This is a genomic window from Ruegeria sp. CDSA089, assembly GCF_059612205.1.
In genome coordinates, this window is record NZ_JBXWQD010000001.1 from 592,665 (window position 1) to 614,867 (window position 22,203).

Sequence of the window (22,203 nt, forward strand, 5' to 3'; positions counted from 1 at the left end):
CCCTTTAGCGCATCTTTTCGTCAACGGAAAGCGTGTAGATCACCTTTGGTCGATACGACATACAAGGTCTGCCCCGCCACGACGGGTGCAGTGGTGGCCCCGCCGGGGACCTCGACCCGGTTGACCAGCGCGCCATCGACGGGATTAAAGAAGCGCAGGTAGCCATCATTCGAGGCGATTACGATGCGCCCTCCGGCCAGAATCGGGCCGTAATGAGCCACTATGGGACCACGACGGTTGGGTTTGTCCTTTACGAAGCCTGGCAAGTCCTGCGCCCAGACTACCTGACCAGTCGCTGCGTCCAGACGGATCAGCTGGCTGCGGTCGCTGACCTGGAAAATGCTGTTGCCCGCAGGCCAAACCGTATCAATTGCGCCTTCATCGGCGGTCCACTTTCGCTCACCGGAATCCGCGTCAAAGGCCACGGTGCGGCCCGAGTGGTTCCCAATATAAATCGTGTCACCCACCACCATCGGGCCACCGGTGACATCAACGATCTGCGCCGCCGCGCGTCCACGGCGCCCACCGGCCACCGAGGCGTTCCAGCGGCGGATGCCGCCACGACGGAACGTGGCCGACACATCGCCAGAGCCAAAGGCGAACACGGCAAATTCCTGCGCGATTACCGGAGCGGGCGCACCCAGGACGTTTCCGACGCTCGGCGTGGCTTGAATCTGCCAAGCGATCCGCCCTTCTTTGACATCCACGGCCCAGCCGGTCTCATCCCCGGCGACCAGATACAGCAAGCCGCCATTCACCAAAGGCGCGCCGCTGCCGGTGGCGTTCAACCGTTTCTGCCAGCGGGTTACGCCGGTTCTGGCATCCAGCGCGGTAAGGCGACCAAACCCGGATGACACATACAAAACACCATCAGCATAGGCCAAGCCACCGCCTGTGGCGTCCGCGTCGCCATCCTGCGCAGGGATCAGATTAACGCTCCAGACAGTTGCGCCTTGTGCGGATGTCGCGGTGACGTTGGCGCCAGAGTCCAGAGTGTAGATCAAACCGCCTGCTACGACAGGCTCGGCTGTGATGCGCTGTTTACGCGAATCCCCCTTACCGATGGAATTCGACCATACCCGTTGCGGAGTCGCGCGCAATTGCGCATGCGTGGTGCGGAACGCCGCTGTGCCAGGACTTTGCGGCCAGCTTACATTAGCTTGCTGGGCCGGCAGGCTGATCGGTTTGGCTCCACGTGTCTCAACCGCCTCGGAATCCGCAGCGGGGCGGATATCCTCACGGGGGCCGACCAGGATCACCTCGGCTTCCTGACAGGCAGCCAGTACTGTCAGGGAAAGAACTGCGACCGACGCTCCGACGCGGGAAAATAGACTTGTTACCATGATATTGCGCACTCGCCTGTCCAATATGTGTTCCGCCCCGGATTAGCCCTGCCGGGCTATCAGCGGTTCGGGTTCACCCCCAAGGGCTACAATCAGTTGCGCAGCACGCTGTTGCAGGTCAACACCGATCTCGGCATCTTGGCGCAGCGCTTGCAACCGCGCAATCGCCGCGTCGACATTGCCTTCAGACACATCCAGCAGCGCCAACTGCTCCTCCGCAAGCAAGCGCAACGGCGCACCCGGCGCAGCCAAGGCTTCGAATTGCTGGCGTCTGTCTGCGATGGGCAGGCTATCCGCTTGCAGCAACAAGGCTTTAAAAGCCGCAATCGCCCGGTAGATCTCAGGCAGGTCCCCCTGCACCGCAATGGTGTTCAGACTTGCAACCGCATCCGCCTCGGACCCGGCTTCAACCTGGGACGCCGACAGCAACATATTCAGGACTGCATCTCCACCCGGCGCCGCCGCCTCAACCTCCGACAGGGAAGCAGCACGTTCCGCCGAGTCGTTCAACGCCAGAGCCGCTAGAATCGAGTCGCCCAGATCCTGGGCCTGTCCGGTTGCCCGCGCCTTACGCACCTCGTTGAAGGCCGCGCCGCCGACGATCAGAACCACGGCCAGCACACCGACCCAGCCCCAGCGCCGCAGCAGCAGGTAAAGACGGTCCCGGCGGACCTCTTCGGTCACCTCATCAATGAAACTGTCGGTGTCGCTCATCCCTGCCCTCCGGGGCTGTAATCCGTGGTGTATGGCGCCATGTCATAACCCGCCACATTTGCCAAGCCAAGGGTCCGAATTCGCACATTTCCCACTAGGCGGCACAGGCTTGCGGAAAAAAGTGAACCAAACTATTCAGTTTAGCGTGGAAAAGCTGCATAATCAGCCCCACATTTAAGTACGTGCGTCAACACCATCTTGGCGAAAATTTCTGGGAGAAACCCTTTATGCGCTTGATTTCGCTGGTAAATGCGGTTCTGGTAACAGTCGCACTGTTCCTGCTGGTGTTCGAGCGCGATGCGTTGTTTGCATTCGCAGGGCGGGCCGAAGCCGACGAAACAAGCGCAACCGAGTCGCCTGAACCAACATCAGATGCTTCGGACAAGTCCGCCGTCAACGTGGTTGCCCTGCGTTCAGTCGCACGCGAGATTGACAGCGCTGTGTTGCTGCGGGGCCAAACAAAAGCCAATCGTCAGGTCGAAGTTCTGGCCGAAACCACCTCGACCGTGATCTCGGAACCCAAGCGCAAGGGCACCTTTGTCGAGGCCGGGGATCTGCTGTGTGAACTGGATCCCGGCACCCGCCCGGCCAGTCTGGCCGAGGCAATGGCCGCCAAGCTTGAGGCCGAAAGCCGTATCCCCGAAGCCGAAGCTCGTTTGGAAGAGGCCCACGCATTGGTGGCCGAGGCCGAGATCAACCTAACCGCCGCGCAAAGACTGTCGGAAACTGGCTTTGGGTCGGAAACGCGGCGGGTTGCCAGTCAGGCCGCCATGCGCACCGCCGAGGCGGGTATCAAAACTGCCGAGGCAGGTCTGGAAGCCACGCGCGCCGGTATCGAAGCCGCCATTGCCGAGGTCGAAGCGGCCCGGCGCGAGATCGACCGTCAAACGATCGAGGCCCCGTTCAAAGGCCTACTGGAAAGCGACACTGCCGAACTTGGCAGTCTGATGCTGCCCGGCTCGCTATGCGCCACAGTGATTCAGCTTGACCCGATTAAGCTGGTGGGCTTTGTACCCGAGACAGAGGTCAACCGCGTGATTGTCGGGTCTGAGGCGACGGCGCAACTGGTTACAGGCCTTCAGGTGGCTGGCCGGGTCAGCTTTCTCAGCCGGTCCGCGGACGAAACCACCCGGACATTCGAGGTGGAAATCACCGTCCCCAACCCTGATCTGACAATCCGCGATGGCCAGACGGCAGATATCCGTATCGCGTCCGAAGGCACCAAGGCGCACCTGCTACCGCAATCGGCCCTGACCCTCAGCCGTGAGGGGCAAGTCGGCGTGCGCACCATTGCGGCGGGCAACATTGTCGCCTTCCAGCCGATCCAACTGTTGCGTGACACGTCCGAAGGCGTCTGGGTCGATGGCCTGCCTGAAACGGTGGATATCATCGTGATCGGGCAGGAATTTGTGACTGCGGGTGTGAAAGTCGCCCCCACCTACAGGAACCTGACCGAATGACCGGAATCGTCAGCTGGGCCGCTGGCCGGGCCCGGATGGTCCTGGCCTTTATCGCCATCTCGCTGGTGATTGGCGGCTATGCCTATATTGGTCTGCCCAAAGAAGGCGAGCCGGATATCGAGATCCCGGCCCTGTTCGTCTCGGTTCAGTTCCCCGGCATCTCGGCGGAAGATTCTGAGAATCTGTTGGTCAAGCCGATGGAAACCGAGCTGGCCGATCTTGATGGTCTGAAAGAGATGACCTCGACCGCCGCCGAAAGCTATGCCGGGGTCGCGCTGGAATTTGATTTTGGCTGGGACAAGACCGCCATCATGGCGGATGTGCGCGATGCGATGAACAGCGCTCAGGCCGAATTTCCGGAAGGGGCCGAGCAATATTCGCTGACAGAGATCAACTTTTCCGAATTCCCCATCGTCATCGTCAACCTAACCGGCGCGGTACCCGAGCGCACAATGGCGCGCGTCGCCAAGGACTTGCAGGACGATCTGGAAGCGATGGATTCGGTTCTTGAGGCCGGTATCGCGGGCAATCGGGACGAACTGCTGGAGGTCATCATCGACCCCCTGCGTCTTGAGGCCTACAACGTCACCGCAGCAGAACTGATCAACGTCGTTCAGAACAACAACCAACTGATCGCCGCAGGTGAGGTCGAAACCGCACAGGGTACATTCTCGGTCAAGATCCCCTCGTCGTTCAAAACGGCGCAGGATGTCTACGACCTGCCGGTCAAGGTCAATGGCGACCGGGTCGTGACCATGGGCGAGCTGGCGCAGATCAACTACACTTTCGAAGACCGCGAAGGCACCGCAAGGTTTAACAGCGAATCCACCGTCGCCTTGCAAGTGGTCAAGCGCAAGGGCTTCAACCTGATCGACACGGTCGAGGACGTCAAAAAGACCATTGCCACAGCTCAGGCGAAATGGCCCGACCAGATGCGCGCCACGATCGAACTGGGCACCTCGAACGATCAGAGCCGCATCGTTGGCTCGATGGTCAGCCAGCTTGAAGGCTCGGTCCTGACGGCGATTGCGCTGGTGATGATCGTCGTTCTGGCCTCGCTGGGCACGCGGGCGGCGCTGTTGGTGGGGTTTGCGATCCCGACCTCATTCCTGCTGTGTTTTGCCTTCCTTGCCGTTATGGGCGTCAGTATTTCCAACATCGTGATGTTTGGCTTGATCCTTGCGGTGGGGATGCTAGTCGATGGCGCGATCGTTGTGGTGGAATATGCTGACAAGCGCATCAAAGATGGCGTCGGGCCCATGCATGCCTATGTCGAGGCGGCGCAACGCATGTTCTGGCCTATCGTGTCGTCTACTGCGACCACACTCTGTGCCTTCCTGCCCATGCTGTTCTGGCCCGGCGTACCGGGTGAGTTCATGGGCATGCTGCCGGTCACGCTGATCTTTGTTCTGTCTGCCTCACTGATCGTTGCGCTGATCTACCTACCCGTGATGGGCGGCGTGTCTGGCCGTCTGAGCCGTGTGTTTGACCATGCCGCAGATTGGCTGCGTGCCCGTTTGTCATGGCGCGCACGTGTCGCGCTTGTACCGCCTGCACTGCTGCTAATCTTTATGGGGGCCATGCAGGTCCTGAACCCGGCCTATCTGATGCCTGCTGGCAGCTCGGGCGGTTTGGTATTCGGGGCCATCCTGTTCACGCTGGGGGCGTTTGCCGGCTCTGTCACGCTCAGCGCCGCTCGGATTGAACGCGCGCCGGACCCGCATGTGCACACCGCCCGCGAACACACTCGCTTTGGCCATGTGATCAAGTTTCTAGTCGGCAATCCGATCATGCCGGTGGTGTCGATTCTTGTCGTAAGTGCCGCTGTTGTCATGGTCATGATCGCCTATGGCAACAACAATCGCGGGGTCGAGTTCTTTGTCGAAAACGAACCCGAACAAGCCACTGCCTATGTGCGCGCCCGTGGCAACATATCCCTGGCTGAAATGGACCAGATGGTTCTAGATGCCGAACGGATCATCGGATCGCACCCCGCTGTGGTCAATGTGTTCTCTTTCGCTGGAGAAGGTGGCCTGACGCAGAACAATGGCGGCGCGCAGGCCCCCGCTGACACCGTGGGCCGCGTTCAGTTCGAGATCATCCCATGGGAGGATCGCCCAACCATTTCCGAGCCAATCCTGTTTGGTCTGCTGGACCGTCAGACCATCGCGCCAGAGTTTGACGGCGATGTCGTTCTGGACGAGTTGAATGCCGAACTGGCTACTATTCCCGGCATCGTGGTCGAGATTCTGCCGCTGGAACAGGGCCCGGCCTCGGCCAAGCCGGTACACCTGCGCCTGAAGGGCGACAGTTGGCCTGAGCTGACTGCTGCCACGCAAACCGCACGCGGAGTGTTTGACGAAACGCCGGGGCTGATCAAGATCGAAGACACCCTGCCCCTGCCCGGTATCGACTGGCAGATCGACGTGGACGTTGCCAAAGCGGGCCGGTTTGGCGCGGATGTGGCGACCGTCGGTGCCATGGTTCAGCTTGTGACCCGCGGCCTACTGCTGGGTGAAATGCGCCCCGACACGGTCGATGAAGAGATCGAAATACGCGTCCGACTGCCCGAAGATGACCGCGTGCTGTCAACGTTGGATACCTTGAAAGTGCGCACAGCGGACGGTCTGGTGCCCCTGTCTAACTTTGTGACCCGCCAACCTGTCGCCAAACTGGCCGAGATCAATCGCGTCGACCAACAGCGTTACTATGACGTGAAGGCGGATGTGGAACCGGGTTTGGTCGATATGGTCGCCATGTCGACCGACAGCGAAGGACAGAGCATCGAAGACAAGCGTCTTGCCTTGGTTCGCGAGGTTTTGGACGCTGCGTCCTCGTCGCTCGGTACGCTCGAAGGGGGCAATGGAAAGACCTATGAGGTCGTGCAACTAACCGGCGCTGCGGATATGCAAGAGTTGCTGTCCCAGGCTGAAACCGCGACCTACCGGCCCGTGACACCGAACGAGCGCATCGCGCTGCTGACCGAGTGGCTGGATAGCGATCCGTTTGGTCCCGCGATTGCGTGGGAATGGACCGGCGATCAGGAAGAACAGGCCGAATCCGGTGCCTTCCTGGCGAATGCCTTCCTAGGGGCGCTGGGGTTAATGTTTGTGATACTGCTGGCGCAGTTCAACTCGCTCTATAACTCGGTGCTGGTGCTGCTGGCGGTGGTCCTGTCGACCACCGGGGTGCTGATCGGCATGATGGTGATGCAGCAGCCCTTCTCGATCATCATGACCGGGACGGGCATCGTGGCTCTGGCCGGGATTGTGGTGAACAACAATATCGTTCTGATCGACACCTATCAGGAATACAGCAGCTATATGCCCCGGATCGAGGCGATCATACGCACCGCCGAATCCCGTATCCGCCCGGTCTTGCTGACCACGCTGACCACCATGGCCGGTCTGACGCCGATGATGTTCGGCCTGTCGCTGGATTTCATCAACGGTGGCTACTCGATCGACAGCCCGACTGCGCTGTGGTGGAAACAGTTGGCCACCGCCGTCGTGTTCGGGCTGGGCATTGCAACGGTGCTGACGCTGATCGTAACGCCCTCGATGCTGGCGCTGCGCGTCTGGGTCACGACCTACGCCCTGTGGCTAAGCCGGTTGCTGATGCGCGTCACGGCGGGTGAGAACAGCCCGCTTGCGCAAGAGGTCGCGATCCGGCGTGCTGCCCGTAAGGCGCAAGCGTCCGAAATGGTTTGGGATGATTCAACGGCAGATGACCGCGATCAGAAACCGGGTCATCCGCCTGGTCCACCGCTGAAAGCTGCCGAATAGAACTGGGTCAACCGCCGGAAAGCCCTTATAACCGGGTCCAGGACTGGTGCGCGCAGATATGATGCTCGCACCCTTTGACCTTGAGCGTATCGCCCTGCAAGGTCATCTGCGGTACCGCGTCCACATTGATCAACGGCACCCAGAACTCACCGCCGCCATAGCTACCTCCGCCTTGGCTGGACACGTCCCAGAACAGCTTTTTACCAATATTGGGCGTCTGCACCTCTTTCCCCGAGGCATCAAAGGCAGACAAAATCTGTCCGCAGAATTTGTCGCCACAGGCAGTGATCTTGATATGCGAGACCAGCTTTTTGCGGTCTGGTTCGGTTTTCCAAACCCCAACAATCGGATCATCCGCCGCCAAAGCCGATCCCACGCCGAACACCATGGCCGCAACCGCAAGTTTCAAAGCAACGCGCATCATCACACCTCCTGCCGATGCGCCGAGTATAGCACGTTATGCAGCTTGGGCATCCGATTGCTGACGGCTCCACAACTGGGCGTAGCGGCCCTGACGTTCCAGCAGCTCGTCATGGGTGCCCTGCTCCAGAATCTCACCTTGTTCCAGCACCACGATCCGGTCCGCTTCGGCGATGGTACTCAGACGGTGGGCGATGGTCAGAACCGTGCGCCCTTCGCCCGCGCGGGCTAGCGCATCTTTGATGTCCTGCTCGGTGTCTGTATCCAGCGCCGAGGTCGCCTCGTCCAGCAACAGGATCGGCGGGTTCTTGAGCAAAGTACGTGCGATCCCGACGCGCTGCTTTTCTCCGCCCGACAGCTTCAGGCCGCGTTCGCCGACCTTCGTGTCATAGCCTTCGGGCAGGGTCACGATGAAGTCGTGAATCTGCGCAGCCCTTGCGGCGGCCTCAACATCCTCTTGCGTGGCGCTATCGCGGCCATAGGCGATGTTGTAGCGGATCGTGTCGTTGAACAGGACGGTGTCCTGCGGCACCACTCCGATCGCTGAATGCAGGCTGGTTTGCGAGACATCCCGCACATCCTGCCCGTCAATCTTCAGCGCCCCACCTGTCACGTCATAGAAGCGGAACAACAGCCGCCCAATGGTGGATTTGCCCGAACCTGTCGCCCCAACGATGGCCACCGTCTGCCCCGCCGGTACGGTCAGCGACACTCCCTTCAGGATTTCCCGGTCCGCGTCATAGCCAAAGCGCACATCCTGCAATGTCACTTCGCCGCCCGTCACCTTTAGCGCGGGCGCATCGGGCTTATCCGTCACCTCGGCGGGTTGTTCCAGCAGATCGAACATCTGCCCCATATCGACCAGAGCCTGCCGGATCTCACGATAGACCGTGCCCAGAAAGTTCAGCGGCACGGTGATTTGGATCATGTAGGCGTTGACCATGACGAAATCACCCACCGTCAGCGCTCCATTCTGCACGCCGATTGCGGCCAAAACCATGACCCCGATCAGCCCGCAAGTGATCAAGAACGACTGTCCGAAATTCAAAAAAGCCAGCGAATACGCCGTCTTGAGCGCTGCCCCCGCATAGGCCTTCATAGACACATCATAGCGTTCAGCTTCGCGCGTTTCGGCGTTGAAATATTTGACGGTTTCGAAGTTCAGCAGGCTGTCTATGGCACGTTGATTGGCCTCGGTGTCCTGATCGTTCATCTCCCGGCGCAGTTTCACCCGCCATTCGGTCACGGCAAAGGTGAACCAGATGTAAAGCGCGATGGTGACGGCTACCACCACCAGATACCACACGTCGAACAGCCACATCAGAATGATCGCGACCAGCAACAGTTCGAGTATCAACGGCCCGATGGAGAACAGCAGGAACCGCAAAAGAAACTCGACACCTTTCACACCGCGCTCGATGATGCGGCTAAGGCCGCCGGTGCGGCGGGTCACGTGATAGCGCATCGAGAGTTGGTGTATGTGCTGGAAGGTCTCTAGCGCCAAGGCTCGCAGGGCGCGTTGACCCACGGGTGCAAAGGCCGCGTCGCGCAGCTGCTGAAAGCCAACATTCATCATGCGTGCGATGCCATAGGCAATGGTCAGTCCGACGGCCCCCAACGCCAGCGGCGGCACGCCGTCTCCGGCCAGGCTGTCCACCGCATCGCGATAAAGGATGGGTGTGCACACCGCGATCACCTTGGCCAGCACCAGCATTGCCATGGCGATCACAACACGCCGTTTCACCCAAGGCTCATCATCCGGCCAAAGGTAGGGCGCGACCTTGCGGATCGTGCGCCAACCCGACCGTCGCTCGTCGGTTTCAGGCATATCTGCGGATTGCATAGGGGCTGCTCGTCTCATCACGTACCAGAACTGCGGTCAGAGATTGGCCCCTGACCCAAGAGGGCCAGAGGTACAGGATTATTCAGGAATGGTGAAGACCTGCCCCGGATAGATCAGATCGGGGTCTCGGATGGCGCTGCGGTTGGCCTCAAACACGCGCACAAACAACAGACCGTCACCATAACGTTCCCTCGATATCGCCCAGAGCGTATCACCCTCTTGCACGGTAACGGACCGGATAGCCGGGGCCGCAGCCGCGGCTGCGGCCGCGTTGGACGCCTCGGCCGCGCGCAGAACCTCCAGCGGTTCGCGTTTGAACGGCGTCTCCAGCCGGCTGACAACGGTGCCGTCAGAGCCCACCTCATCCACGCGCAGAGTATAGACGCCGGGATCGACATCCTCCAGCTCACTGCGCCATTTGCCGTCATCGGCAGGCGGCAGGTCATCCACCAACTTATTGTTGAGGTAAAGCCGAACGACCGAGCCATCCGGCACACGCCCGGTCAGCTCCACATCTCCAGTGTCGGAATACCCAATCGTATCCAGTGCCACCTGATCCGCGTCTTCCTGAGGTGTTGCAGGCTGCACCAGCTCGACCCCATCTTGACCTGAACGCAGGATTGCAACCTGCTGTTCCGGTTCCTCTTTTTTGGGCTCTGGTTCCACTGCGGCGGTTTGCTCATCCGCCGCTGGTTCTTCCGGAGCTTCAGCAGCCTGTTCTTCCTCGGACGCAGTGTTCTCGGCAATCTGTGTGCCTTCATCCGCCGGTGGCGCATCGTCTTCCTGCACCGTCGCCGGGGGTTCATCCTGGACCGGTTCAGCCTCGGCCACAGGTTTGGGCAAGGCAGCGATCAGATAGTCGTCCGAGCGCACGGGCTGATCCTGCCCATCGGTTTCAAGCGTTAAACCACGTGCCGCACTGGAAAACGGGATCAGGACGAACTCAGCAAACTGTCCGCTGCGATCCACGATGAAACTGTGCACCGTTTCACCATCCAACAGCACTCGCACCACCGAGCCCGGCTCGGCATTGCCTGACAGCACCGCGTTACCGTCGGGCTCGACAAAGATTTGATCAAGGCTGGGCGGGATTGTCTCAGGCGCGGCCTCGGCCACGTCTTCCGTTGCTGGCTCAGCCTCAGCCGGAGCAGCATCCTCAACCACTTCCGGTTCTGACGGTGCGGTCGTCTCGGGCTGCGTTGAAGCAACGGGTTCTTCGGACGCAGCCTGTTCCTCCACCGCGGCCGGCGTTTGCGCGCTTTCGGTCGGCGCGGGCTGTTCGGGGTTGGCTTCTGCTTGTGGCGCAGGGTCTTCGGCCACAGGATCGAACGCGCCGGACAGATAGGCCCCGCCCGCCCCGATCAAAACCACTATTCCGGCGATCACCCCCCAGGTGAAAGTACCGGAGCTTTCGCGTCCAGACTGATCGTCCATTCTTTTCCTTCCACTCCGCAGCGCAAATGCTTTGACTTCCACGCATTCTGCCTGACGGTTGAGCCAATCTATCAATCTCGCTATCAGGGGTCAAAACCCCAGATACAACCCCGGAGAGCCTATATAATGACCCAGAAATCTGTCTGTGTGTATTGCGGGTCACGCAATGGTGTTAATGCGGCTTATGCGCAGGCTGCAAACCGGTTCGGACAGTTGCTGGCGCAAGAGGGCTGGCGACTGGTCTACGGCGCCGGAGATGTAGGTCTGATGGGCGAGGTTGCCCGCGCCACGCAGGATGCTGGTGGTGACACGTTTGGCGTCATCCCCGTGCACCTGCTGCAACGCGAGGTCGGCAAGACCGACCTGACCCGCTTTGTCGTGACCGAAACGATGCACGAGCGCAAAAAGGTCATGATCATGAACGCCGATGCGGTCGTTGTGCTGCCCGGCGGCCCCGGCTCGCTGGACGAGCTGTTCGAGGCGCTGACTTGGCGGCAGTTGGGCCTGCATGACAAACCCATTCTGGTGATAAATGTGGATGGCTACTGGGACGCGTTACACGACCTGGTGCAGCAGGTCATAGGTCAGGGCTTTGCTGATGCGTCGCTGGGTGATTTCATCACATGGGTCGATGGGCCGAATGAAGCGATGACCAACCTTCGGCGTTTGCTGGACCCCAGCAAAGGGTAAGCAGGCGACCACGTCACCTGCTTTCAAAACTCCGCTTAAGTCGCTGGTTTCAAACGATTGATCAGCACCTGCTCGACCTTGTGGAGCGGATGATTTGTCAACGTCTTGTCGACCTCGGCGACCACTTTGCTCAGCACCTCTCCATGAAGGCGACGGCGCAACAGGCCCAGAACATGCGGACTGGCGACCAAAACAAGGCGTTGATACGCGCCTTTCAGCCCCTTGCGGTTCAACAGATTGGCCACATCCTGCACGAACAGGGATTTCGCATGCGCTTTCCACTTGGGTTCTTCAACGGCAGATTTCTGGTTCGGACCCGCATCCGCCCGTCGCCCGGCGCGATCTGAGGGCTTGCTGCTGGCCCCATCGGTTTCTTCAACGGAGACAACCACCAGATTGGGGTCTTCGGCATCGGTGATATTCTCCATGAACAAAGCCTTTTCGCCATCTGCGATGACAATCCAAGTTCCCTGTGAAAGTGCGACCATCGTGATCTCCTGCTATGGTTTTATGTGACCATCCCTTGTTCAACAGGCATAGGTATCCCGTTGCGTACCAACGGTTTTTCGGCACGCTGCTTGAGTGTTTTCAGTAGATTGGCGGTTCTCTCTCTCCGCCCTATATAGCTAGGGACTACAGCGGCCCGTACAATACGCATTCAGATTAATTCGAATTTATCGGCGGGAAATTACCGGCGGGTAGGCGAGCAGACGTGAAGCAACTTCAAATGTTAATACGAGAGCCGATGAACGGGTCGCGCAGCATGTTGTGTGGAAATCATTGTCCACATTGCGGGTATCTCTGCCATTCGAGGAAAGCCTTAAGCCCACACTCTCAAATTTCCAAAGGCTAATTCTGAACTTTGACAGGTACGCGAAACCCTCAATCTCCGACCGACCGAAATCAATGTCGGTAGATGTAATCACACCGATGCTATACCGTTAGCCAAAGGCAGATTAGGCAGAAGCAATTCCTTTCCAAATTTGAGGGAAATACAATGCCGCGAAAACCACCGAAAAACGATAGCGAAAGCTCTGTAGTTGACTTAGGCGTGCTTGCGTCAAAAAAGAACTTCGATAGCTTTATAGATCACCTTTTCACTGAAGAGGAGAATGTTCCTCACTTCGATTTTTTTTCCGCCAAGGGAAAACAGGCTCCGGTTCATGTTATTGGCAGCGATGTCAGCGAGGATGTTATTCTCACTGACTTGGACGATGTCGCCGAGATGGGTGGCGGGAACGACGTGGTCGTCGGACTGTATGGGAATGACACGATCTCGGGCGGTGATGGTGGCGACTTTTTGTTCGGAGATACGGATTGGGCAGTTGTTTCTGGCCAAAGCTCTGACGATGTTCTGAACGGCGGAGCAGACGATGACCTGATCGTTGGCGACGCTCCGAACCTATACGGAGACACTGTCGGAGGGAACGATATCATTATCGGAGGGGCTGGAAACGACGACCTCTGGGGAGATGGTTCTCTCTTTGACGAGGCCGTGGGAGGAGCCGATAGTTTCGTTTTTAACCCGAATAGTGGGCTAGATACCGTCCATGACTTTGAAGTGGGTAAAGATAAACTGGACATTTCCGGCCATGGTATTGCCGAGACAGACTTCTTGTCGCTGAATATTCAAGAGATAGACGGTAACACGATCATCGACCTTGATGGCACCGCTTTAGACTTAGACGAAATTACACTGCTGGGAGTAGTCGGAATAAGTGCTGACGATTTCGTATTTGCCTAGTGTGGAAGATCGTTTGAACCACCATTGATGCAGTCATTCGCCGCGCTTGATCCAGACGTCTTCTTTGGGCTCAAACAGTCATCGAAAGAACTGCTGCGGCAACCCCTATAACCTTAAGCACTCGTCACGTAACGAAAAAGGCCTACTCACTTACGCAAGCAGGCCTTTCAAAACGTATAACCGGTGAGCCGATTACATCCGCGAGGCGACGTTTTCCCAGTTTACCAGATTGTCCAGGAAGTTGGTCAGGTAGGCCGGACGCTTATTGCGGAAGTCGATGTAGTAGGAGTGCTCCCAAACGTCGCAACCCAGCAGCGCGGTCTGGCCAAAGCACAGCGGGTTCACGCCGTTCTCGGTCTTGGTGACAGCCAGCGAGCCGTCAGCGTTCTTGACCAGCCATGCCCAGCCCGAGCCGAACTGACCGGCACCTGCCGCGCTGAATTGCGATTTGAATTCGTCGACCGAGCCAAAGCTCTCAACCAAAGCCTTCTCCAGCTCGCCGGGCATGGCATTGTCGCCGGGGCCCATCATCTCCCAAAACTGGTTGTGGTTCCACAACTGGCTGATGTTGTTGAAGATACCATTCTGGGCGACAGCATTTGCGTCATAGGTGCCCACGATGATCTCTTCCAGCGACTTGCCGTCCCATTCGGTGCCAGCGATCAGCTTGTTGCCGTTGTCGACATAGGCCTTGTGGTGCAGGTCGTGGTGATATTCCAATGTTTCCGCGGACATGCCCTTGGCTGCCAGTGCGTCATGTGCATAAGGAAGATCAGGAAGTTCAAAAGCCATCTCGGCCCCCTGTTGAAATGATTGTTGCGGTTCCAAAGGTTAAATGCTTTGGCAACGGCCATAGGTCAAGGGCAGAGATCACAAAACCGAAAGGTCCGCGATGCTTACACAGGCGCGCAAGATGTTTTACCGCGCCCGCGGGTACTATGCTGGGTCCCTGAATGGTGAAGCGTTTCACCTGGATCCCTATCACTCGAAATTCTGGCGCAAGGCAACTGCAGGAAAGTGGGAGCCAGAGACATTCGCGGTTCTGGATGAGCACCTTTCACCCGACCGCGACTATCTGGATATCGGTGCGTGGATCGGGCCAACGGTTCTGTATGGCGCACGCCGTGCACGGCAGGTCTGGTGTTTCGAGCCTGATCCCACGGCGTTCCGCTATCTGGCGTGGAACCTGGATCTGAATGACATCCGCAATGTCTCGGCCTTTGGGGTGGCCTTGTCGGATCAGTTCGGCGTCGCCCGCATGGCATCAGTCCGGGGTGAGCCCGGCGATTCCACCAGCTCGCTGCTGCATGATGGCGCTCATGGTACTGACGCGCTGACCATCGCTTGGGATCAATTCCAGGCGGTGAATGACCTGTCCCAAGTGTCACTGGTCAAGATGGATATTGAGGGCGCCGAATTCACCGTGCTGCCCAGCCTGATATCATTTCTGGAGGAACACCGTCCGGCCCTGTACCTGTCGACCCACGCGCCTTTGTTGCCAGAGGAGCAGCGCGCCGACAGGATGGCAGCACTGGCGCAACTCTTGTCATTCTATAAGTCCTGCAAGGATGCGACCGGGGCCGAGGTCGGATTGCAGTCCTTTACCTCAGCCCCTGCCCTGACCGGTTTCCAAACATTCCTTCTGAACGGCTAAATGCCGATCTGACGTTCCTTCGTTCAATACAGGTTCGGACTGGGAACCGGTTTACACCGTCCGACACCACTGGGGCGGTTTACAACGTCCACCATTGGAAACCGGGCTGTCATGTCAAACTTGTTTATCTTCGGGTCCAGACGCGCCATGTAGGACACCCGAAGCTTTTGGGTCGTGCTGGTCGACAGCGTCACTTTCCATTGCATCTGATACTGGTCTTTTCGGTTGACCTTGAATTTTGTGTCCATCGGTTTTTCATCCGACCAGCCTTTGTATTCGTTGTACGAGGCAATCGCCCCATCGTAGGCGCGCGCGCGCTTGTTGTCGGCATCCACGCTCAGCAATACCCGAGGGGGAATCCAGCCCTGCGCTTCCATGCTATGCAATTCACAGTCATAGTTTACAATTTCCGCCTGAGCCATTGTTCCGGCGATAGAAAATGCCAGCGCGACGAGTGCAACTTTCATCTATGTTTTTCCTTCATTTGGTTAATTTGGTGTAGGAACTGCTCTGCAATTCCCCTCTGCGAAACCGGTACGTGAAAATACAGCAAGGTAGGATTCCGACCGGGCTGTCGCTTTCATATTTTTGCGATCCAAGAAAACCGCGAACTCTTGATCCTTCAGATCAACAACGTCCGAGCGTGATGCACTGGAAGAAAGAGTGCGCCCTGTATCAGAATAGACATAGTCTTTTCCGGACCACGCGATTGACAGGTTTCGGACGCCGTCGCGCTTGATGCGGGCGTGCCCTGGCAGTGTTTCGACATTTGGCAGCTGCACCTCGTGAAGATAGGCAGACCGGCCATATTCATCGACTGAAAAGACAAGATGCTGAGGCGTAGGGCTGCCGACAATACCCGGACCGAAATCGCACTCGAACGTCTCTTTGAAAGTTTGAGAGAGTGAAGCGACCGGGATGATGGTTAAAGCACCAATGAGAGCAATTGCGCTTGAATTTGGCCTCACTTGCCAACCCTTTCGCTATTCAACTTGAAAACTCAATCTCAACGCAGGTCCCGTTCGCATTGCCATCATGGGACGTCTGCACATTGGATCTTGAACTCGCAATTGCGCGCATAGTCTGGCGATTCAAAAAGATTGAAAATTCTTGACGCCCAATATCCAGAACTTTGGTTCTGGGGTCGCCAACCCTGGTACGACGACCGTTTTCGGAAAACGTATACGGCTCGCCAAACCAACTGAATGAAAGTAGACGATAGCTGGTTCTGTTGATCGAAGCCCAGGTTTTCGGAGTATTGATTCCCTGCATTTCAACTTCGTGAAGCACAACCGAATGTTGACTTTCATCAACTGAAAAAACGACTCGCGTTGGTGTTGGACGGTTTACCAGGCCTTTACCGAAGACACATTCAAACGATTCTGCATATGTCTCGGAAGCGGCAAAGTTTGGCAGGCTCAGACCGGCAATGAAGCCATACACAAGTAATTTTGAAATTCTCATTACCGACGTCACTATTAATATTTCGTCTATTGCTACTGCATAGGTCAGGCACCCGCAATGGGGGAAAAACGTAGCACGGCACGACAATAAATTGTGCTGCAAAGTAGGCTTTACCGACTAATTGGGCGCTCAAAAAGAAAGGCCACCAGTACAAGACATGGTGGCCCTACTTCAAAACGATAAAGGTTCAGATTCAGTAGATCCCGACCTCGCTGCCCGGTTGTGCGGCCACTTTAAGCAAGTTGAACGCGTAATCCGCAGCCGAACGGAAACAGACAACGCGGAAAGTCTCAGTGTCGTCCATCCAGAACGCCCCTGCGATCTGTGCAAGGCGCGAGCGGCGGATTTGACCGGGTTGGAAGGCCTCGGCCGACAGCTCGACCGGGGCAATTTTTCCCAGAACCTCGCGGGCACTGGTGCCCGAGACACGGAACACAGCCCGCGCGTCCGACACGTTTACAGCCAACGAATGGGTGCCGCTTAGTGTCTTGGTCATGGCCGCCAGCTTGGCGTCGACTTCGGCATAGGGCACCAGCACTAGCAATTCGTCCGAGGACATCCAGCACACGCCGGACTCACCTTCCACGAAAGCTTCGCGCTGACCGGGCATTTTTTGCCCGGTTGCGTCTTTGACGGCCTTCGCCAGCGCCTTATCGGACAGATCGCCGCGCAGCGTGATCATGCCTTGCAGGCCGCATTCTTCGACTTTGGCGATGCCCTCAAAGCTGGCGTGGTTCAGTGCGCTGATGGGTTCAGACATTCTGCTTCTCCCCGTCCTTGTCGTAAAAGATCGGGTCAACGATCTTGGCTTTGTAGGTTTTGCCGTCGGTGCCCGGGAACTCGACAATCTCGCCCATCCGGTCAGGACCGTGCTTGATCAGGCCCATGGCGATGCCTTTGCCCAGATTGGCCGAGTAATAGGTCGAGGTCACGCGCCCGATCATGTTGCGCTGACCGTTGGCATTGACGCCTTCGCCCACCGCATAGGCACCATCGGGAAGGACAGAACCATCCACAGTCTCAAGCCCGACCAGTTTCCAGCGGTCCGGATCGGCCATGTGGCTGCGTGTATGAGCGCGCTTGCCCAGATAGTCCTCTTTCTTTTTCGACAGCGCCCAGTGCAGCCCCAGATCCTGCGGGATCACGGTGCCGTCTGTCTCGTCGCCGATCATGATAAAGCCCTTCTCGGCCCGCAGTATGTGCAGACATTCGGTGCCGTAAGGCATCACGCCGAATTCTTTGCCCGCGTCCATCAGAGCGTCCCAGAAGGCCTGACCCTGAGATGCGGGAACCGCGATTTCATAGGACAGTTCACCCGAGAACGAGATGCGGTAAGCCCGCGCATCGAACGCGCCGATCTTGCCGTCACGCCATTCCATGAAAGGCAGCGCTTCTTTCGAGACATCCATGCCGCCGCCTGCTTGGGCGTTCAACTTCTCCAGCACCTTGCGGGCGTTGGGGCCAACAACAGCAACCTGCGCGTATTGCTCGGTGACGTTCGCGACATAGACTTTCCAGTCCCACCACTCGGTCTGCAGCCATTCTTCCATGTGACCATGGATACGCTCGGCACCGCCGGTGGTGGTGTGGCACAGCCATGTATCTTCGTCGATCCGCGCGACAACACCGTCGTCGATCAGGAAGCCGTTCTCTGAACACATCAGGCCATAGCGGCATTTGCCGACCTTCAGCGTGGACATCATGTTAGTGTACATCATGTCCAGGAACTTGCCCGCATCGGGCCCTTTGACGATCAGCTTACCCAATGTCGAGGCGTCCAGCAGGCCGAGGTTTTCACGGGTATTCTTCACCTCGCGATTGACCGCGTCATGCACGGACTCACCGGGACGGACATAGGCATAGGTCCGACGCCAATGGCCCACCGGCTCCCAATCGGCACCGTTCTTGTCGTGCCAGTTGTGCATCGGGGTTTGACGGATCGGCTGGAACACCTCACCGCGTGCCTCACCGCCGATCGACGCCAGCGAGATGGGCGTATAAGGCGGGCGGAAGGTAGTGGTGCCGACCTTCGGAATCTCTGAATCCAAGGCATCAGCAAGGATCGCCAAGCCATTGATGTTGCTCAACTTACCTTGGTCGGTCGCCATGCCCAGCGTGGTGTAACGCTTGGTGTGTTCGACGCTTTCGTAACCTTCGCGCGCCGCCAGCTGAACGTCGGATACTTTGACGTCGTTCTGGAAATCCAGCCAGGATTTCATCCGCAGCCCGATCTCGGCATTCGCCGGCATCAGCCAGACCGCCGCCATCGGAGCCTCAGCCGTGGTCTCACCGACCGGGGCCTTGGTGCGCTTCGCTGTGAACCCGGCCGCCTTGGCCGCTGCTTTACCCGCCGCATCCGCGTCGGTCAGAACATCGCCCAGCGCCAGCGGACCATTCGACGAGCCCGCGGCCAGCACGAACCCTTCACCATCAGCGCCCAGAGGAGGCCGCGACGGGTCAGGCCGGAAATGCGCCTGCGCCTCATCCCAGATCAATTTGCCGCCGCAATGCGACCACATATGCACGACCGGAGACCAGCCGCCCGACATGGCGACCGCGTCGCACTCGACCTCTTCGCGTGCACCGCCGATGCCTTCCTGATTGCACAGTTCGACCTTTTTGACGCGTTTGCCGCCCTTGACCTTGGCAATGGCTTTGCCCGGATCGACCTGAATGCCAAGCTGGCGCGCCTCATCGGCCAGCGGTCCGGCTGTCGTGCGCGCATCCACGATACGCAGAACCTCGACACCGGCCTGTTTCAGGATGATCGCAGTGCGATAGGCGTCATCATTGTTGGTCGCAACGATTACGCGGTCGCCGGGGGTCACGCCCCAGTTCACCACATAGTCGCGCATGGCCGAGGCCAGCATCACGCCCGGCACATCGTTGCCCGCAAAGGACAGCGGACGCTCGATCGCGCCGGTGGCAGTTACAACCTGTTTGGCGCGGATGCGCCACAGCCGGTGACGTGGGCCCTGAGTGCCCGGCTTGTGGTCGGTCAAACGCTCATATCCCAGCACGTAACCGTGGTCATAAACCCCGGCCCCCATGCAACGATTGCGCATCGTGACGTTGTCCATTGCTTCGAGTTCGGAAACCAATTGTTCCACGAACTTATCCACAGGCTCATTATTGATCGTACCACCGTCAACCGGAGCCCGGCCACCCCAATGGGCAGTCTGCTCGATCAGCATGACTTTGGCACCGGACGCGGCTGCCACTTTCGCAGCCTGAAGACCCGCTACACCGCCGCCGATTACCAGAACATCGGTGAAGTGGTAGAAGTGCTCGTACGTGTCCGCATCGCGGTTGTCCTTGTCAGGCGCTTTGCCAAGACCCGCGGACTGACGGATGAACGGCTCGTAGACGTGTTTCCAGAACGGCTTGGGATGAATGAACATCTTGTAGTAGAAGCCCGCCGGCAAGAAGCGCGACAGGTGGGTGTTGATCGACCCGATGTCAAACTCGAGGTTCGGCCAGTGGTTCTGCGAGATCGACGTCAAGCCATTGAACAGCTCGGTCGTGGTTGCGCGCTGGTTCGGCTCGAACCGGTTGCCCTGCCCCAGACCGACCAGAGCGTTCGGCTCTTCCGCGCCGCTGGCGACAACGCCGCGCGGACGGTGATATTTGAACGATCGGCCCATCATCATTTGATCATTGGCCAGCAGGGCCGAGGCCAGCGTGTCGCCCTCATAGCCCTGCATTGAGGTGCCGTTGAAACTGAATGTAACCTGTTTCGACCGGTCGATCAGCCGGCCTTGATTTGCGAGACGGGTGCTCATGTTGCGGACCTTTCGCAGGCGGAATTACGGGTGGCTGGGCGGATCATTCGAACTCTCTCCAGGTCCAGCCGGGGCGCTTGGCGGTGATCGCCTCGCGGATTTCTTGCGGTGGCTCGGTGGTCTGAGCGGAATAGGTACCGAAGACTTCGAGCGTGTCGGTCGCACGCGCCGCGTGGAACCACTTTCCGCAACCATTGGCGTGGCGCCAGCGTTCGAAGTGAACGCCTTTGGGGTTTTCACGCATGAACAGGTAGTCGTGGAACTCATCATCCGACGAGCCGGGGCCATAGCGCTTGAGATGCGCCTCGCCGCCAGCGGCCAGTTCGGTTTCTTCGGCATCGACGCCGCAATATGGGCAATTCAGGATCAGCATCTGGTCATCCTTTCGGCAGCAGGTACACGGCAGTGTCCTGCGAAATCAGCGTGTCGGGCGCGTAAGATTTTTCGACGAAAAATCTCATCAGTGCGCCACCCCGGCGGCGACGCTTTCGTCGATGAAGCGGCCCTCTTTAAAACGGTCCATCGTGAAGGCTTCGGTCAGCGGCGAATGACCCGTGGCCATCAGCTGCGCCATACCCCAGCCCGAGCCCGGAATGGCCTTGAAGCCGCCCGTGCCCCAACCAGCGTTGATAAAGCATCCACCCAGAGGCGTTTTCGACAGGATGGGTGAGCGGTCGCCGGTCATGTCCACAATACCGCCCCACTGGCGCAACATCTTGAGGCGCGAGATCATCGGGAAGGTCTCGACCAGCGCCCGCACGGTTTCCTCGATATGATGGAACGAACCGCGCTGGGTGAAGTTGTTGTAAGCGTCAGTGCCGCCACCGATGACCATCTCACCCTTGTCGGATTGCGACATGTAGCCGTGCACAGTGTTGGCCATCACAACCACGTCCATGCAGGGTTTGATCGGCTCGGACACCAGCGCCTGCAGCGCCACGGCCTCAAGCGGCAAACGGAAGCCCGCCATCTCGGCCAACTGACCGGAATGGCCCGCGACCACAATGCCCAGCTTGTCACAGTCGATCGCGCCTTTGGTGGTGTCGACGCCCACAACGCGGCCATTTTCCTGACGCACGCCGGTGACTTCGCATTGCTGGATGATGTCCATTCCCATGGCCGAACAGGCACGGGCGTAACCCCAGGCCACCGCATCGTGACGCGCGGTACCACCGCGTTCCTGCCAAAGACCGCCCAAAACCGGATAACGCGGCCCGTCCAGATTGATGATCGGCACCAGCTCTTTGACGCGCTCGGGCGTGATCCACTCGGTCTTCACGCCTTGCAACGCGTTGGCATGGGCCGTGCGTTGATAACCGCGGATCTCATGCTGTGTCTGCGCCAACATGATTACGCCGCGCGGGCTGAACATGATATTGTAGTTCAGATCCTGGCTCAGATCCTCGTAGAGGCTGCGTGCCTTTTCGTACAACGCCGCCGACGGATCCTGCAAATAGTTCGACCGGATGATAGTCGTGTTCCGGCCCGTATTGCCGCCACCCAGCCAGCCTTTTTCGATCACGGCGACATTCTGAATGCCGTAATTCTTACCTAAGTAATACGCCGTAGCCAAACCATGACCACCGGCACCGACGATGATCACGTCGTATTTCTTCTTAGGCTCGGGCGAACGCCAAGCGCGTTCCCACCCGGTGTGATAGCGCAGCGCTTCACGCGCCACAGCAAAGGCTGAATAGTGTTTCATAAGCGAATCCATCCGGTTCGGTGATTGTGCGAAGGTATGCCGCGTAACGACATTATACCCCTGCCGTTCAACGCCGTAATATCGCACTATTGCGACATAGCGCCCAATATTGCGTGTTGTAATCGTCTCGCGGCCATTTGTCCCTTTTTTCTACGCGCCTGCGGG

The 22,203-nt window shown here is 58.4% G+C and carries 19 protein-coding genes; 5 read left to right on the forward strand and 14 right to left on the reverse strand.

Annotated features, from left to right (window positions below; genetic code table 11):
- Window positions 1–20: 20 nt before the first annotated feature.
- Window positions 21–1,343 (reverse strand): PQQ-like beta-propeller repeat protein, encoded by a 1,323-nt coding sequence (locus AC2FJ6_RS03000; protein WP_496668337.1) that lies wholly within the window; start codon window positions 1,341–1,343, stop codon window positions 21–23.
- Window positions 1,344–1,385: 42 nt separating this feature from the next.
- Window positions 1,386–2,057: a hypothetical protein gene (locus tag AC2FJ6_RS03005; protein ID WP_170770408.1), complete on the reverse strand. Its 672-nt coding sequence runs from the start codon at window positions 2,055–2,057 to the stop codon at window positions 1,386–1,388.
- Between the two features lie 227 nt (window positions 2,058–2,284).
- Between AC2FJ6_RS03005 and AC2FJ6_RS03010 the strand changes: the two genes are divergently transcribed.
- Window positions 2,285–3,517 (forward strand): efflux RND transporter periplasmic adaptor subunit, encoded by a 1,233-nt coding sequence (locus AC2FJ6_RS03010; RefSeq protein ID WP_170770407.1) that lies wholly within the window; start codon window positions 2,285–2,287, stop codon window positions 3,515–3,517.
- Window positions 3,514–7,302, forward strand: a complete 3,789-nt coding sequence (locus AC2FJ6_RS03015; protein WP_170770406.1) for an efflux RND transporter permease subunit — start codon at window positions 3,514–3,516, stop codon at window positions 7,300–7,302. The genes AC2FJ6_RS03010 and AC2FJ6_RS03015 overlap by 4 nt, the downstream gene beginning before the upstream one ends.
- A 25-nt stretch (window positions 7,303–7,327) precedes the next feature.
- Here the strand turns inward: AC2FJ6_RS03015 and AC2FJ6_RS03020 are convergent, their stop codons facing one another.
- The 3 genes from AC2FJ6_RS03020 to AC2FJ6_RS03030 form a co-directional block, all read right to left on the reverse strand.
- A complete protein-coding gene (locus tag AC2FJ6_RS03020; protein WP_237217244.1) occupies window positions 7,328–7,726 on the reverse strand; it encodes a DUF2147 domain-containing protein in 399 nt (132 codons plus the stop codon).
- 33 nt (window positions 7,727–7,759) lie between these two features.
- On the reverse strand, window positions 7,760–9,565 hold the full coding sequence (locus tag AC2FJ6_RS03025) for an ABCB family ABC transporter ATP-binding protein/permease (RefSeq protein WP_496668339.1): 1,806 nt from the start codon (window positions 9,563–9,565) through the stop codon (window positions 7,760–7,762).
- 78 nt (window positions 9,566–9,643) lie between these two features.
- Window positions 9,644–10,999 (reverse strand): LysM peptidoglycan-binding domain-containing protein, encoded by a 1,356-nt coding sequence (locus AC2FJ6_RS03030; protein WP_170770404.1) that lies wholly within the window; start codon window positions 10,997–10,999, stop codon window positions 9,644–9,646.
- A gap of 126 nt (window positions 11,000–11,125) precedes the next feature.
- On the opposite strand from AC2FJ6_RS03030, the gene AC2FJ6_RS03035 reads away from it, so the two are divergent.
- Window positions 11,126–11,689, forward strand: a complete 564-nt coding sequence (locus tag AC2FJ6_RS03035; protein WP_170770403.1) for an LOG family protein — start codon at window positions 11,126–11,128, stop codon at window positions 11,687–11,689.
- A gap of 35 nt (window positions 11,690–11,724) precedes the next feature.
- On the opposite strand, the gene AC2FJ6_RS03040 is transcribed toward AC2FJ6_RS03035, so the two are convergent.
- On the reverse strand, window positions 11,725–12,177 hold the full coding sequence (locus AC2FJ6_RS03040; protein WP_170770402.1) for a host attachment family protein: 453 nt from the start codon (window positions 12,175–12,177) through the stop codon (window positions 11,725–11,727).
- 509 nt (window positions 12,178–12,686) lie between these two features.
- Between AC2FJ6_RS03040 and AC2FJ6_RS03045 the strand changes: the two genes are divergently transcribed.
- The gene (locus tag AC2FJ6_RS03045) at window positions 12,687–13,433 is read left to right on the forward strand and encodes a calcium-binding protein (RefSeq protein WP_170770400.1); all 747 of its coding nucleotides are present in this window, start codon (window positions 12,687–12,689) and stop codon (window positions 13,431–13,433) included.
- Between the two features lie 192 nt (window positions 13,434–13,625).
- Here AC2FJ6_RS03045 and AC2FJ6_RS03050 read toward each other — a convergent pair whose 3' ends face one another.
- Complete coding sequence (locus AC2FJ6_RS03050) at window positions 13,626–14,225, reverse strand: superoxide dismutase (protein WP_480502602.1); 600 nt, start codon at window positions 14,223–14,225, stop codon at window positions 13,626–13,628.
- A 121-nt stretch (window positions 14,226–14,346) separates the two neighbouring features.
- Here AC2FJ6_RS03050 and AC2FJ6_RS03055 point away from each other — a divergent pair, with 121 nt between their 5' ends.
- On the forward strand, window positions 14,347–15,087 hold the full coding sequence (locus AC2FJ6_RS03055) for an FkbM family methyltransferase (protein ID WP_480502603.1): 741 nt from the start codon (window positions 14,347–14,349) through the stop codon (window positions 15,085–15,087).
- A gap of 23 nt (window positions 15,088–15,110) precedes the next feature.
- On the opposite strand, the gene AC2FJ6_RS03060 is transcribed toward AC2FJ6_RS03055, so the two are convergent.
- From AC2FJ6_RS03060 to AC2FJ6_RS03090, 7 genes are all read right to left on the reverse strand, one after another.
- Window positions 15,111–15,554: a hypothetical protein gene (locus AC2FJ6_RS03060; RefSeq protein ID WP_170770394.1), complete on the reverse strand. Its 444-nt coding sequence runs from the start codon at window positions 15,552–15,554 to the stop codon at window positions 15,111–15,113.
- A gap of 21 nt (window positions 15,555–15,575) precedes the next feature.
- Window positions 15,576–16,055: a hypothetical protein gene (locus AC2FJ6_RS03065; protein ID WP_170770392.1), complete on the reverse strand. Its 480-nt coding sequence runs from the start codon at window positions 16,053–16,055 to the stop codon at window positions 15,576–15,578.
- Window positions 16,056–16,074: 19 nt separating this feature from the next.
- Window positions 16,075–16,551 carry a hypothetical protein gene (locus AC2FJ6_RS03070; protein ID WP_170770390.1) on the reverse strand — a complete coding sequence of 159 codons (477 nt, stop codon included), beginning with the start codon at window positions 16,549–16,551 and terminating at the stop codon, window positions 16,075–16,077.
- Window positions 16,552–16,744: 193 nt separating this feature from the next.
- Complete coding sequence (locus AC2FJ6_RS03075; protein ID WP_170770388.1) at window positions 16,745–17,311, reverse strand: sarcosine oxidase subunit gamma; 567 nt, start codon at window positions 17,309–17,311, stop codon at window positions 16,745–16,747.
- Complete coding sequence (locus AC2FJ6_RS03080) at window positions 17,304–20,333, reverse strand: sarcosine oxidase subunit alpha family protein (protein WP_496668341.1); 3,030 nt, start codon at window positions 20,331–20,333, stop codon at window positions 17,304–17,306. The genes AC2FJ6_RS03075 and AC2FJ6_RS03080 overlap by 8 nt, the downstream gene beginning before the upstream one ends.
- A 43-nt stretch (window positions 20,334–20,376) precedes the next feature.
- Complete coding sequence (locus tag AC2FJ6_RS03085) at window positions 20,377–20,706, reverse strand: sarcosine oxidase subunit delta (protein WP_170770384.1); 330 nt, start codon at window positions 20,704–20,706, stop codon at window positions 20,377–20,379.
- Window positions 20,707–20,793: 87 nt separating this feature from the next.
- Window positions 20,794–22,038, reverse strand: a complete 1,245-nt coding sequence (locus tag AC2FJ6_RS03090; protein ID WP_170770382.1) for a sarcosine oxidase subunit beta family protein — start codon at window positions 22,036–22,038, stop codon at window positions 20,794–20,796.
- Window positions 22,039–22,203 lie beyond the last annotated feature (165 nt).

Excerpts from the sequence above, each read along its gene's own strand:
- AC2FJ6_RS03050 (WP_480502602.1), bottom strand. The coding sequence starts at position 14,225 with ATGGCTTTTGAACTTCCTGATCTTCCTTATGCACATGACGCACTGGCA.
- AC2FJ6_RS03030 (WP_170770404.1), bottom strand. The coding sequence starts at position 10,999 with ATGGACGATCAGTCTGGACGCGAAAGCTCCGGTACTTTCACCTGGGGG.
- AC2FJ6_RS03010 (WP_170770407.1), top strand. The coding sequence starts at position 2,285 with ATGCGCTTGATTTCGCTGGTAAATGCGGTTCTGGTAACAGTCGCACTG.
- AC2FJ6_RS03075 (WP_170770388.1), bottom strand. The coding sequence starts at position 17,311 with ATGTCTGAACCCATCAGCGCACTGAACCACGCCAGCTTTGAGGGCATC.
- AC2FJ6_RS03020 (WP_237217244.1), bottom strand. The coding sequence starts at position 7,726 with ATGATGCGCGTTGCTTTGAAACTTGCGGTTGCGGCCATGGTGTTCGGC.
- AC2FJ6_RS03040 (WP_170770402.1), bottom strand. The coding sequence starts at position 12,177 with ATGGTCGCACTTTCACAGGGAACTTGGATTGTCATCGCAGATGGCGAA.
- AC2FJ6_RS03045 (WP_170770400.1), top strand. The coding sequence starts at position 12,687 with ATGCCGCGAAAACCACCGAAAAACGATAGCGAAAGCTCTGTAGTTGAC.
- AC2FJ6_RS03070 (WP_170770390.1), bottom strand. The coding sequence starts at position 16,551 with ATGAGAATTTCAAAATTACTTGTGTATGGCTTCATTGCCGGTCTGAGC.
- AC2FJ6_RS03060 (WP_170770394.1), bottom strand. The coding sequence starts at position 15,554 with ATGAAAGTTGCACTCGTCGCGCTGGCATTTTCTATCGCCGGAACAATG.
- AC2FJ6_RS03025 (WP_496668339.1), bottom strand. The coding sequence starts at position 9,565 with ATGCAATCCGCAGATATGCCTGAAACCGACGAGCGACGGTCGGGTTGG.
- AC2FJ6_RS03080 (WP_496668341.1), bottom strand. The coding sequence starts at position 20,333 with ATGAGCACCCGTCTCGCAAATCAAGGCCGGCTGATCGACCGGTCGAAA.
- AC2FJ6_RS03055 (WP_480502603.1), top strand. The coding sequence starts at position 14,347 with ATGTTTTACCGCGCCCGCGGGTACTATGCTGGGTCCCTGAATGGTGAA.
- AC2FJ6_RS03000 (WP_496668337.1), bottom strand. The coding sequence starts at position 1,343 with ATGGTAACAAGTCTATTTTCCCGCGTCGGAGCGTCGGTCGCAGTTCTT.
- AC2FJ6_RS03090 (WP_170770382.1), bottom strand. The coding sequence starts at position 22,038 with ATGAAACACTATTCAGCCTTTGCTGTGGCGCGTGAAGCGCTGCGCTAT.
- AC2FJ6_RS03005 (WP_170770408.1), bottom strand. The coding sequence starts at position 2,057 with ATGAGCGACACCGACAGTTTCATTGATGAGGTGACCGAAGAGGTCCGC.
- AC2FJ6_RS03035 (WP_170770403.1), top strand. The coding sequence starts at position 11,126 with ATGACCCAGAAATCTGTCTGTGTGTATTGCGGGTCACGCAATGGTGTT.
- AC2FJ6_RS03085 (WP_170770384.1), bottom strand. The coding sequence starts at position 20,706 with ATGCTGATCCTGAATTGCCCATATTGCGGCGTCGATGCCGAAGAAACC.
- AC2FJ6_RS03015 (WP_170770406.1), top strand. The coding sequence starts at position 3,514 with ATGACCGGAATCGTCAGCTGGGCCGCTGGCCGGGCCCGGATGGTCCTG.